This window comes from Vicinamibacteria bacterium, assembly GCA_035620555.1.
Lineage (GTDB): Bacteria > Acidobacteriota > Vicinamibacteria > Marinacidobacterales > SMYC01 > DASPGQ01.
Window position 1 is genome coordinate 1 of record DASPGQ010000461.1, and the last position, 11,440, is coordinate 11,440.

Annotated in this window: 10 protein-coding genes and 1 pseudogene; 5 read left to right on the forward strand and 6 right to left on the reverse strand. The window is 64.3% G+C overall.

Annotation, left to right across the window (positions count from 1 at the left end; genetic code table 11):
* Nucleotides 1-64: 64 nt before the first annotated feature.
* Nucleotides 65-283 carry a hypothetical protein gene (locus VEK15_18720; protein HXV62740.1) on the reverse strand — a complete coding sequence of 73 codons (219 nt, stop codon included), beginning with the start codon at nucleotides 281-283 and terminating at the stop codon, nucleotides 65-67.
* 148 nt (nucleotides 284-431) lie between these two features.
* On the opposite strand from VEK15_18720, the gene VEK15_18725 reads away from it, so the two are divergent.
* The 5 genes from VEK15_18725 to VEK15_18745 all read left to right on the forward strand — a co-directional run bounded on the left by VEK15_18725 (nucleotide 432) and on the right by VEK15_18745 (nucleotide 5,569).
* Nucleotides 432-638 carry a toxin-antitoxin system protein gene (locus tag VEK15_18725; protein HXV62741.1) on the forward strand — a complete coding sequence of 69 codons (207 nt, stop codon included), beginning with the start codon at nucleotides 432-434 and terminating at the stop codon, nucleotides 636-638.
* A gap of 3 nt (nucleotides 639-641) precedes the next feature.
* The gene (locus VEK15_18730) at nucleotides 642-983 is read left to right on the forward strand and encodes a type II toxin-antitoxin system PemK/MazF family toxin (protein ID HXV62742.1); all 342 of its coding nucleotides are present in this window, start codon (nucleotides 642-644) and stop codon (nucleotides 981-983) included.
* 34 nt (nucleotides 984-1,017) lie between these two features.
* On the forward strand, nucleotides 1,018-2,715 hold the full coding sequence (locus VEK15_18735; GenBank protein HXV62743.1) for an amidase: 1,698 nt from the start codon (nucleotides 1,018-1,020) through the stop codon (nucleotides 2,713-2,715).
* Between the two features lie 206 nt (nucleotides 2,716-2,921).
* A complete protein-coding gene (locus tag VEK15_18740; protein ID HXV62744.1) occupies nucleotides 2,922-3,416 on the forward strand; it encodes a (2Fe-2S)-binding protein in 495 nt (164 codons plus the stop codon).
* Nucleotides 3,416-5,569: a xanthine dehydrogenase family protein molybdopterin-binding subunit gene (locus tag VEK15_18745; protein HXV62745.1), complete on the forward strand. Its 2,154-nt coding sequence runs from the start codon at nucleotides 3,416-3,418 to the stop codon at nucleotides 5,567-5,569. Before VEK15_18740 ends, VEK15_18745 begins: the two co-directional genes overlap by 1 nt.
* A 28-nt stretch (nucleotides 5,570-5,597) precedes the next feature.
* Here the strand turns inward: VEK15_18745 and VEK15_18750 are convergent.
* The 5 genes and pseudogenes from VEK15_18750 to VEK15_18770 all read right to left on the reverse strand — a co-directional run bounded on the left by VEK15_18750 (nucleotide 5,598) and on the right by VEK15_18770 (nucleotide 11,291).
* Nucleotides 5,598-5,756: pseudogene (locus VEK15_18750) on the reverse strand (mechanosensitive ion channel protein MscS).
* A gap of 20 nt (nucleotides 5,757-5,776) precedes the next feature.
* Nucleotides 5,777-6,403 carry a type IV toxin-antitoxin system AbiEi family antitoxin domain-containing protein gene (locus tag VEK15_18755; protein HXV62746.1) on the reverse strand — a complete coding sequence of 209 codons (627 nt, stop codon included), beginning with the start codon at nucleotides 6,401-6,403 and terminating at the stop codon, nucleotides 5,777-5,779.
* Nucleotides 6,400-7,170 carry a nucleotidyl transferase AbiEii/AbiGii toxin family protein gene (locus tag VEK15_18760; GenBank protein HXV62747.1) on the reverse strand — a complete coding sequence of 257 codons (771 nt, stop codon included), beginning with the start codon at nucleotides 7,168-7,170 and terminating at the stop codon, nucleotides 6,400-6,402. Before VEK15_18760 ends, VEK15_18755 begins: the two co-directional genes overlap by 4 nt.
* Before the next feature lie 158 nt (nucleotides 7,171-7,328).
* Entirely contained in the window at nucleotides 7,329-9,356 is a 2,028-nt protein-coding gene (locus VEK15_18765; protein ID HXV62748.1) for a M28 family peptidase, read from the reverse strand.
* Between the two features lie 42 nt (nucleotides 9,357-9,398).
* Nucleotides 9,399-11,291 carry a CocE/NonD family hydrolase gene (locus VEK15_18770; protein HXV62749.1) on the reverse strand — a complete coding sequence of 631 codons (1,893 nt, stop codon included), beginning with the start codon at nucleotides 11,289-11,291 and terminating at the stop codon, nucleotides 9,399-9,401.
* Between the last annotated feature and the right edge of the window lie 149 nt (nucleotides 11,292-11,440).

Consider the following 11,440-nt stretch of genomic DNA (forward strand, 5'->3'; position numbering starts at 1 on the left):
CAGAAAAACGACGACGGCGCATCCAACGAGGAACCTTGGTGGCCAACGTTCAGTTTTCATCTGTTCATCTCCTCTTGAGTATAGTCAAGCCGTAGAGCGCGACCGTGGTGAGGAGCAGCACCGACACGGAGGCGGCGCGACTCGCGACCGGTGCGAGCTCGAGCCGACTGAAGCGCTCCTCGAGCTTTTCCTGAAGGATCGCCACTTCGAGGCTGCGCGTCCCCGACGACCCCGACCGATGCGAACCGTCGAAGAGTCGGCTCGCGAAGCTCTCGTTCAACACGACGACGGGCTCGGAGCCCCAGAGGTCCGACTCGGACGGTCTTTCTGTCCCTTTGTTGACAAAATAGTATACATTCTAGTAAGCTTGTGATCATTCGGAGGGATTCTTTGTGGCCGCGATGGTTCGCATCAAGAACGAGGATCACGAAATGTTGAAGAGGTTGGCCGATTCAACGGGTGCGACGATGTCTGACCTCATCAGTCGTGCGATCGAGGAATTTCGGCGGAAGCATTTTCTGCAAGGGCTTTCGGAGGACTATCGGGCGTTGCGTGCTCGCGACGCCGAGTGGGCTGAGGAGTTGGAAGAGCGTCACGTTTGGGACGCCGCGAGCGGCGACGATATCGAGGAGTCCTAGGTCGTGCGGCGACCTTCGCGGGGCGACGTCTGGATGGTCGATTTGAATCCGGTCGTCGGTCGTGAACAAGCCGGGACCCGGCCTGCCGTGGTCCTGTCGGTAGACGAGCTCAACCAGAGCGCCGCCGATCTCGTGATGGTGCTTCCCTTGACCAGCCGTGAGAAGCGAGTGCGATCTCATGTCGAGGTGCGCGAGCGCGAAGCAGGACTTGCCGTGCGCAGCTTCGTTAAGTGCGAGGACATCCGGTCGATTTCGACTCGCCGGCTGGAGCGGCGACTCGGATCCATCTCGGCTGATACGCTCGTTTCGATCGAGGACCGTCTGAGGATCCTTCTCGGGCTTTGACGGTTCTTCGAGGGTGACGCGAAGAAATGCGCGATTGAAAGACATAGAGACGCGGCGGCGTTTCCTGACAGCGTTCGCAGGATCGAGCCTGCTCCCGGGCGTTCTCTGGGCGAAGCTCCAGGAATCGGGCGGAGGCGAAATCGACGACGCCATGCTCGCCGATGCCGCCCGCGTGGCGGGCGTCGATCTTTCCGCCGAGGAGCGGCGCGAGATGCTCGCGACCGTGAACAAGAACCTCGCGAACTACGCGAAGACGCGTGCGGTCGATCTACCCTTCACCGTCGTTCCGCCGCTCTACTTCAATCCCGTCGTGCCGGGATCTTCGGTGCGCGGCGCCGCCGGTCGATTCCGTCCGAGCGCAACGCCGCCAGTGAGTCGACCCGCGAACGTCGAAGAGCTTGCCTTCTGGCCCGTGCTGCGTCTCGCGGCGCTGCTCGAGTCCCGCCAGTTGACCTCGATCGAGCTTACCGAGCTCTACCTCGCGCGGCTCCAGCGCTACGATCCGCGCCTTCACTGCGTCGTCACGCTCACGGGACAGCTCGCTCGCGAGCAGGCCCGCCGGGCCGACGAGGAGATCGCCGCGGGCCAGTACCGCGGGCCGCTCCACGGCATTCCTTGGGGCGCCAAGGACCTCATCGCCAAGCGCGGCTACAAGACGACGTGGGGCTCCGAGGCGTTTCGCGATCAGGTGGTGGATCTGGATGCGACGGTCGTGACCCGGCTCGAGGAGGCAGGGGCCGTCCTCGTCGCCAAGCTCTCGACCGGCGAGCTCGCCCGGGGGGATCGCTGGTTCGGCGGGCAGACCCGGAACCCCTGGAACCTCGAGGAGGGTTCGGGCGGCTCGTCCGCCGGGCCGGGGGCGGCGACGGCCGCAGGCCTCGTCGGCTTCTCGCTCGGAACGGAGACGCTCGGCTCGATCATGGGGCCATCGCGCATTTGCGGCGTGACGGGACTGCGGCCCACCTACGGGCGGGTGAGCCGGCACGGTGTGATGCCCGCGGCATGGAGCCTGGACAAGGTCGGTCCGATGTGCCGAAGCGTCGAGGACTGCGCGCTGGTCCTCAGCGCCATCAGCGGCCCCGACGGCATGGACCTCTCGCTCGCGGATCGGTCGTTCGACTGGGACGGAGGTCTGGACGTACGGACCCTTCGGGTCGGTTACCTGGAAGACGCGTTCGAGGAAGAGCGCTCGGGCGAAGCCGCGTCGAAGGAGAACGACGAGGCAGTCCTCGAAGTCCTCCGCTCCCTCGGGGTGAAGCTCGAGCCCGTCGCCCTTCCCGCTCACGCGGACCTGGACGCGCTCATGATGCTCCTCGTCGAAGAGGCGTCGTCCCTGGACGAGCTCACGCGGAGCGGGCGGGACGAGCTTCTCATCAAGGACCGGGACGAGCCCGAAGCGATGCTCCTTCGTGCGCATCGGCTCGTGCCCGGGGTGGAGTACTTCCAGATGAGCCGCCACCGGATGCGGCTGATGGAGGAGATGGCGCGACTCTTCGAGCGGGTCGACGTGTACGTCGCTCCTTTTCTGACGCCCTCGGGAAACCTCAACCTCCGCGCGACCAACGCCACCGGTCATCCCGGCGTCGCCGTGCCGACCGGACTCAATGCGATGGGCACTCCGACGTCCATCCACCTCGTGGGGAAGCTCTACGGAGAAAAGGAGCTCCTGGCGCTGGCGAAAGCCTACCAGGACGCGACCGGCCACCACCTCCGGTATCCGAATCTCGACTAGATCTCGTTCTTCACGACAGCGCGCGCGAAGCCTACGAGAGATCGGTTGCGCTCGACCCCGACGATCCTCTTCTCCTCGCGGTTACGGCGAGCTCGTCTCTGCGCCTTTCTGTTAAGAAAGCACGGCATCGCCGCCGGTCGCTCCCTGTCCTCCGCTCGCCGAAGGCGTGCTAACATCGAGCCTGCGCAATCCCCCGCGGAGGAAACATGATCTCGATCAAAGTCAATGGGACGACAAGGAACGTCGACGTCGAGCCCGGGACGCCGCTTCTCTGGGTCTTGAGGGACACGCTCGAACTCACCGGGACGAAGTACGGCTGTGGTATCGCGGAGTGCGGTGCCTGCACCGTTCACGTGGACGGGACGGCCACGCGCTCCTGCATCACTCCCGTCTCCACCGTGGAGGGGCAGGAGATCGTAACCATCGAGGGCCTGGCGCAAGGAGACTCCCTGCACCCCGTCCAGCAGGCCTGGCTCGACGAGGACGTCGTCCAGTGCGGTTATTGCCAGTCGGGGCAGATCATGAGCGCCGCCGAGCTCCTGGCCCACAACCAGCAACCGACCGATGCGGACATCGACGGTGCGATGAGCGGCAACATCTGCCGCTGCGGAACCTACGGGCGCATCCGCTGCGCCATCAAGCGCGCGGCGAAGATGCTTCGGGGGGAGCCGGTTGAGCCGGTAGAAGGGGTGCTGCGATGATGGACCGCGAGACTCTGAACCGTCGCGGCTTTCTCAAGATCGGCAGCGCCGCAGCATCCGGCCTCGTGCTCGGTTTCTACATGCCCGAAAAGATGGGTCGCGGGATTCTCCGCGCCCAGGGCCCATTCGCTCCCAATTCGTTCGTCCGAATTGCTCCCGACGACGCCGTCACCATCATCGTGAACAAGTCGGAAATGGGGCAGGGCGTCTACACCTCTCTCCCCATGCTGCTCGCCGAGGAGCTCGACTGCGACTGGAGCCGGATCCGGATCGAGTCGGCGCCGGCGCGGGCGGAGTACAACGACCCGATGATGGGCGAGCAGACGACCGGCGGAAGCACGAGCGTCATGTCTTCCTGGGAGCCGTTCCGCAAGGCGGGCGCCACCGCGCGAGCCCTCCTCCTCCAGGCCGCCGCCACCGGCTGGGGCGTCGATGCGAAGTCGCTCCGGACCGAGAACGGGGTGGTGCATCACGACGCCAGCGGGAAGAAGGCTACCTACGGCGAGCTCTCGGAAAGAGCGGCGGGGCTTCCCCTTCCCGCCGACGTTCCGCTGAAGGACCCCAAGGACTTCAAGCTCATTGGAACGAACGTCCGCCGACTCGAGGGCCGCGACAAAGTCACCGGGGCGGCGAAGTTCAGCATCGACGTACGCCTTCCCGGCATGCTCACCGCCGTCGTGGCGCATCCGCCCGTCTGCGGCGGGACGGTGAAGAGCTACCACGCGGACAAGGCGATGGCGGTGAAGGGGGTCGTCAAGGTCAAGCCGATCTCGACCGGAATCGCCGTCATTGCGAAAGACTTCTGGACGGCGCGAGTGGCCCGTGAGGAGCTCGAGATCGTCTGGGACGACGGACCGAACCGAATGGTGTCGACCGAGGCAGCCCGCGCGGAGTACCGCGGGCTCGCTTCCCAGCCGGGGACAGTAGCCGAGAACGAGGGCGATGCGGAGAAGGCGATCGCCTCCTCGGCAAAGCGGATCGAAGCAGTGTACGAGGTTCCCTACCTCGCCCACGCGGCGATGGAGCCCTTGAACGCCGTCGCGCACGTCCAAGCGGATCGATGCGACATCTGGGCGGGAACTCAGTATCAAACGATGGACCAACGGGTCGGCGCCGCCATCACCGGCCTCAAACCCGAGCAGGTCTTCATCCACACCACACTCCTCGGAGGCGGATTCGGGCGCAGGGCCAACCTTACGTCGGATTTCGTATCCGACGCCGTCGAGGTCGCGAAGGGCGAAGGGGTCCCGGTCAAGACAATCTGGACGCGCGAAGAGGACATCCAGTGCGGCTACTTCCGCCCCATGTTCGTCCACAAGCTGAGCGCCGGCGTCGACGCGAACGGAATGCCCACGGGGTGGCACCAGCGGCTCGTGGGCCAGTCGATCGCCCAGGGCACGTTCCTCGAGCCCTTCATGATGAAGGAGGGCATCGACATGTCGTCGGTCGAGGGAGCGGCGCACATGCCCTACGCCATCCCCCATCGACGGGTCGAGTCTCACAACGCCGCGAAGACTATTTCCGTCCTGTGGTGGCGCTCCGTCGGACATACCCACACCGGGTTCGTCAACGAGTGCTTCTTCGACGAAGTGGCGTACGCCGGAGGCCAGGATCCCTTTGAGCTCCGGAGAAAGCTTCTCCAGAACGAGCCGCGGCATCTGGCGGTGCTCGAGCTCGCGGCGGAAAAAGCGGGCTGGGGAAATCCCCTTCCCGAGGGCCGCGCGCGCGGGATCGCCCTACGCAAGTCGTTCGAGAGCTACGTCGCTGAGGTCGCCGAAGTCTCGCTCGACCCCGACGGCGAAGTCCGGGTGCACAAGGTCGTCTGCGCGGTCGATTGCGGAATCGCGGTCAACCCGTGGAACGTCGTGGCGCAGATGGAGAGCGCGATCGTGTACGGCCTTACCGCCGCTCTCTACAGCGAGCTCACCATCGATAAGGGACGCGTCCAGCAGAGCAACTTCCACGACTATCCGGTGCTGCGCATCGATCGAATGCCGGAGATCGAGGTGCACCTGGTGAAGAGCACCGAGCCCCCGACGGGTGTGGGAGAGCCGGGCGTTCCGCCCATCGCCCCGGCGGTGGCGAACGCGCTCTTCGCCCTCACAAGAAAGCGGGTGCGGAAGCTCCCCATCCGGATGAGCGAAGCGGTTTAGCAAGAAATCCCAGTCGAGGCAAGAACCTTCATGCCGTCGTTTTTGAGCGGGACGCCTCGCCGGGCGACGCCGGGGCCTGATACCACTGAGGTTTGGCAACCACCACAGGCTTGGAAGGCTGCGATCGGAAGTGGGGCGACATGATCTGCACGCCGAACTCTTTGAAAGCGTCCTGAATGTTGGGATGATCGGGAAACGTCTCGTGCATTACGACATCGCGTGCCGCCACAATCGCTCCAGCTCGGTGGCGACGAGACTCTTGATTCGCTCGTCCGGTATCCGTCGAATCCATCCCCTAGCACGTTGGATGCTGAATGGCCGCCCGAGCTCTAGCTCTGGCAGCGAGGCGAAGCGTCGCCCCCTTCGAGTCGAGAGGTACAGGCTATCGACGAGTGCCTTCTCGGCGCTCGCAATCAAGAAGCTCTGCTGACCGTGGTACCAATCGAATCCATCAAAGAACCTCGGAACGATCTGATGGAACGAGTATTCGCCCAACGGCGTGGTCTCGATGTGGGAGTGAGCGGTCGTTGCCGCATAGACGACGTGAGGAATCTGCTCGATCATCCCGTGAAGATGAAGCGCGGAGACGAAGGACACGTAGGCTCGGTGAACTCCGCTCAGATAGCTCACCAGCAAAAAACGGTTGAAGCGAGGATCGGAAGGCACGCACCACACCCCGCGCGCGACGCGGCTCACGACGCCTTGGCGCTCCAATCCCCGCAAGGCCTGGCTCGCCGCCCCCACCGACGTGCCGCGGAGAGCCGCGATCTCCCGCGTGCGAAAAACGGGCCGATCCAGCAGCTGCATCGTGCGCACGATGGAGGGCTTGCTCACTGTTGGAGGCTCAGCTCGATCAGGGAAACGGCGGTCAAGCGAACCTGATCCCAAACTTCTTTCGAGCCGTACCGCTTTTGACTCTCCGGACTCAGAAAGCTGAGCACGGTATCGCGAAACTCATCGTACTCGACCGAGTAAGTGTTGGTTAGCGCCGTTTCCAGCTCTCGTGGCGAGAATGTTGTCCGCAGATCCAGCTCAACGAGCTCGGGCTGGGCGCTCAGAACGTGCAGATCGAAGATGTCGCGCGCCTGGGGTACGCGTCGTCCGATCAGAGCGTGGATCTTTTGCCGCACGGCTGCATCGGCTGCATAGTGCGGGACGATGAGGGACGGCGTGCGATACGGAGCGAGCACTTCTGGTCGAATCGCTTCGACGCGGATCGGCTGATCCATTCCACGGCGGGAAAACTCGATCTTCGTTGGCAGATCCTCACCGGAAGTCGTCTCGAGGTGTATCTTGAAGCGCTGCACTGTTTCCGTCTGCTTGGCTTTCGATAGGTTCGGCCGGCGGACACGGTCGATTCCGTAGGTCCGGGCGGTCGTGTTCAGCCCGCCTGATTCCAGAATCGACATTACCTTCTCCTGGAGTTGATGGACCGGCTCCTGGTGAATGTCCACATCCAGGTCCTCGGAGTAGCGTTCGCTGCCAAAAAAGAAACGGAGGTTGCAGCCCCCCTTGATCGCGAAATGATCGGCCGAAACGGAGCTGGCAAAAGCTCGTAGAAACGCTATGTGAAAGGCCTCGACGACGGCCAAAAGCGACACGATATATGTAGTATAAGTATGGTTTATCCTAAATTACAATACATATATCTGATCCCACCCCCACCGCCCCGATGCGATTATCTCCACGGGGCCCTCGCATCGTCGCACCAACTTCGGTCCCGAGAACGAGGCTACCGACGCGAGAAGGAGAGTGGGTGTCAAGGTTTCCTCTCGACGGGCGGCGCACCGAGAACCACGTCGCCCTTCAGGATGGATACGGCCTTCTGGAGCTTCCCGGTGATGACAAAGAGGGCCTCTCGACACTTCGCCAGCGCTTCGATCTCGAGAGCCCGCAGGCGCTCGACGCGGCTCTCATCCACGCTCCCCCCTTCGTCGAGAGAGAGGTAGAGCGCGTGCACGTCGTAAGCAGCGGGCTCGGGGCTCTGATCGAACTCGCTCGACCAGTCGGAGGCGCCGAAGCTCATTTGCCGCTCGGCGCGATAGGCGGCGGAGGATAACCGAGCCCCCCAGCTCATCGTCGATACTTCGCGGAGGGCCTCTCGCGCCGATGCCGAGTCACCCAACTCGACGCTCGCGCGCGCGCGCCGAAGAGCGAGAAAATCACTCAGGTACGGCGAGGTCTTCATCACCGCGCCTTCCGAGCTCAGGCTGAGAAGCCAGGGGACGAGCTCGCGTCGTGCACGCATCAGGCGAAGGTTCCGCGTGCGCCAGTCCGCGCCTGCGACCTCGGTTGTCTCGAGTGTTCGCGCCCAGCGCTCTGCCTCGGCGACGGACTCTACCAGCACGTCCGCTCTTCGAACGTCCTCGAGGGCCTCGAGAACGAAGCGGGCAACCTCGCCGAGATCGAAAGGGAGAGCTTCCGCGGCGTCGACTCGCAACAGAGACAGCGCGGCGAGCTTCAGGTCGTGCGGGAGATTCCGGTACGACACGGCGGAGATGCGGTCGTGCTGGGTGTGGTAATAGGGAGAGAACGCGTTCGGACCGTCCTGGCCGTGGGCCTCGAACCACAGCAGATAGCCCGCCGAGGCGCCGCCAACGGCGGCGAGCGTCCAGGCGTCGACCCAATCGGTGACCCCAGGTCTCAACGTGACGCGATCGGAGAGACCGATGTCGCTAAGGAGCTTCCGGTGGAACGCCGAGGCCTCGAGCGTCCCGTAGAAATAGCCGCGTTCCGCCGCCCAGCCAGCGCCGTCGACATTGAAGACGTACGCCAGGCGGGACGTGATCTCAGGATGCGCTCGGACGAAAGCGTGCGAGCCTCGAAGCCAGTCGAATTCCGCATCGGCGGCGCCGGTCTCCTCGCTCCCGAAGGAAACGAAGAGGTGCGAGCGTCGAGGAGGCGCCGGACGAGCGCTGAGGACGCGAGCGAGCTCGAGGACGACCGCGACCCCGACGGCGTCGTCCTGAGCCCCGCGAAACCAACGGTCGTGGTGGGCGGTGGCCGCCACCCATTCGCTGGCAACGTCCGTTCCCTCGAGTACGCCGAGGACGTTCTCGGACTCGCCGAGCTCGGAATCGACGCGGTTCTCGAGCTCGAGCTCCACCGGTCCCGCGCCGAGCCTCCGCTTCAAGCTCGAAGCGTCGGCGATGGAGATCCCGACGCTCGGAATGGCGTCGTGATAAATGACCGTGTTCTGCTTCAGTGCATCGTCGAGCGAGCGTCCCGGGTAGTCGTGGAAGACGATGGCAGAAGCTCCTCGGGCCGCGGCCTCGAAGATCGCGAAACCCGGCCACGAGGTCCACTCCACGAGAACAGCCTTGCCTTCGACGTCTCCGAGATCGGCGTAATCGGCGGCCATGCCCTGACCGGCGTCGATCAGAGATGTGACCAGGGTCCTTCCCTCGTCGCGGTTTCCGCGCCGGTACTCGATGCCGTCCCATTGGCCCCAGGTGCCTCCGCCGGAGTGCAGGGTGATGGAGTCGAGGCGCTCGCCGTTCGTCGACAAACTCACTTCGCCATAGTCGAAGGCCCGCACGGGGAAGCGCTGGCGGCGCACTTCGAGGCCGAGCTTCTCGAGCTCCACGGCGATGACATCGGCAAGGGCTCGCTCCTCCGGGCTTCCGGAAACAGCGCTCGCGAATCCGGCTCCGGACGGGCTTTGCGCGACCGTCTCGGAGAGGCGGCGGGTCATCGCCTCGACGCGCCCGACGTCCAGCTGGCTCAAGAGCTCCGCCTCCGCTGAGCTGAGCTGGAACAGCACGACGAGACCGGCGATCGAGTGCAAGGGTAGAGCCTAAGGCGAGGTACCGTGCTCCGTCAAAGCCGCCTACTTCAGCAGCGCTGAAAACGTTCCGCTTCGGCCGACGACCGGAAGCTCGACGTAGGACCTCTCGCGCTCCACCGTCCATGTCGGCGGGTCATCGTCCTCTCCGACCGGTGCGAACGTATCTTTGTCGGCCCCGGCGAAGGCCAGCCGAATCCGATGGCCGGCGCGAAATAGGACCGAGGTCGGATGCATCGCGATCGCGAGATCGACACTCTCGCCCGGAAGCATTCCGGGCGCGGCGTCCCGAGACAGGTACGAATGGTAGGGACCGAACATCACGTGAGGAGGCGTCTCATCGGAAACGTTGCGCTGGAGCGCGCGGAGCTGTCCTTCGGTGATGTAGAGCACGCGTCCCGATGGATCCACGTCCTCCAGATAGACGAAGAACGCTCCGTCGGGGGCGGTCGACGACACTACGAGATGCACGATCGGGGTTCCGGTGACCTCGAGATCCTCCTCGAGGGGCTCGCTCGTATAGGTCAAGAGCTTTTCGTCTTCGCGAGAGCGATCGCTGTAGACCACGTCGGCGCCCCCGCGCTGGGTATACCAGCGATTCGTCGTTCCCGTGGTCGTCTCGGGATCGACGGTATAGCCGTCCGTCCCCGGCCACGGCTCGAGGGCGAGTCGGGAGTCGGGGGCGAGGTAGAGGCGCGTGAGGGAGGTTTCCAGCAGCGGAGGCCAGACGCTCGTCTTCTTCCACCTCTCTTCGCCCAGCGTGTAGTAGTAGAGCGTGTGCTCCTCGGTCCCGTTATCGATACCTTTTAGGTACCGATCGAAATAGCAGAGCGACTCGTTCAACTGCGCATCGCGACTCGGATCGGTCTCGAGATCGGGCGGTCGATAGGGGCTCGCGTGATGGCCGCCGCCGTGGCTCCACGGACCGATCATGGCTTTTTGAGGAACGGTCAAAGTCGTGAAGCGATGGAGAACTCCCTGAGCCGTGCCCGCGTCGAACCATCCGCCCCACGAGAACATCGGCACGCCCGAGCGGTTCAAGTCGTCCACGCGCGCGTGGATGCTCCAATCCAGCATCGAGACGCCCCAGACTTCGGCGACGTCGTCGCGGAAAGTGATCTGACTCAGACCGTCGAAGACACCCGGAGCTTCCCGTCGTGCGTCCACCGCTGCCTCCACGAGCGATCCGTCGTCTCCGTCGACGGGCTTCACCCCGCGTGGCGGATTTCCGCGCGGGACGTTGAGGTCCATTTCTTTTACCGACTCGCCCCACCCCTTGCCGAAAGCGATATGGAAGATGCCGCCGGGAAAGTAGAGATCGGCGTAGGGGTCGAAGTCGGGGAAACGCGGAATGATCGCTCGGATTGCCGGGTGGCTCAGCTGAGCCATCCAGTCGGCGGTGTTGGCCGTGTAAGACGTTCCGAACCCACCCACGCTTCCGTTGGACCATGGTTGGGCGACGACCCAATCCGCCAGCTCCCCGAAATCGCGGACTTCATCGGGCGAACGATGGTACTGCCAGATGCCGAACGACGCCCCGGTCCCTCGCGAGTCGCCGGTGATAACCGCGTAGCCCCGCTGGGCAAAGAAACGTGCGGTGGGGCTCGGGCCATCCCCGTCGAAGGCCCGCCAGTATCGTGTCATGGTGAGGACGGCTGGTATCTTCGCATCTGCCGGGAGCGGCTCGGGGAGCACGAGCTCGATGGCGATCCGTACGCCATCACGCATCGGGACGTGAAGGGACGCGAGCGAAACGTCGTCGTATGCGACCTCGCTGCGGTCCCGGCATTCGCCGAAGGAAAACTCCGCTGGGGGCTCGGCTTGCTCGACCCGACAGGCAGTGAGCGTCGTGAGAACGAAGCACCCCCAGATCAAGGCCCGTCGTTCCCGTTCGAATCGACTGGTCGCTCCCCCGCTCGAAACGATTCTGGAGCGCATGCCGACACCTCCAGCGCTCACGGATTCTACCCTGCCCAGAAGCGGGTGAGCTCGCCGCGCAGCTCGGCGGGCCCTCGAACCGGGATCGGACTCCATTCGGGTGGCATGAGGGACCGGTAGCGTGCTTCGGCGAATCGCTCGTCGATCAG

What these genes read in the sequence shown, in the direction of transcription:
- VEK15_18725 (HXV62741.1), top strand. Translation starts at nt 432, where the DNA reads ATGTTGAAGAGGTTGGCCGATTCAACGGGTGCGACGATGTCTGACCTC.
- VEK15_18740 (HXV62744.1), top strand. Translation starts at nt 2,922, where the DNA reads ATGATCTCGATCAAAGTCAATGGGACGACAAGGAACGTCGACGTCGAG.
- VEK15_18745 (HXV62745.1), top strand. Translation starts at nt 3,416, where the DNA reads ATGGACCGCGAGACTCTGAACCGTCGCGGCTTTCTCAAGATCGGCAGC.
- VEK15_18770 (HXV62749.1), bottom strand. Translation starts at nt 11,291, where the DNA reads ATGCGCTCCAGAATCGTTTCGAGCGGGGGAGCGACCAGTCGATTCGAA.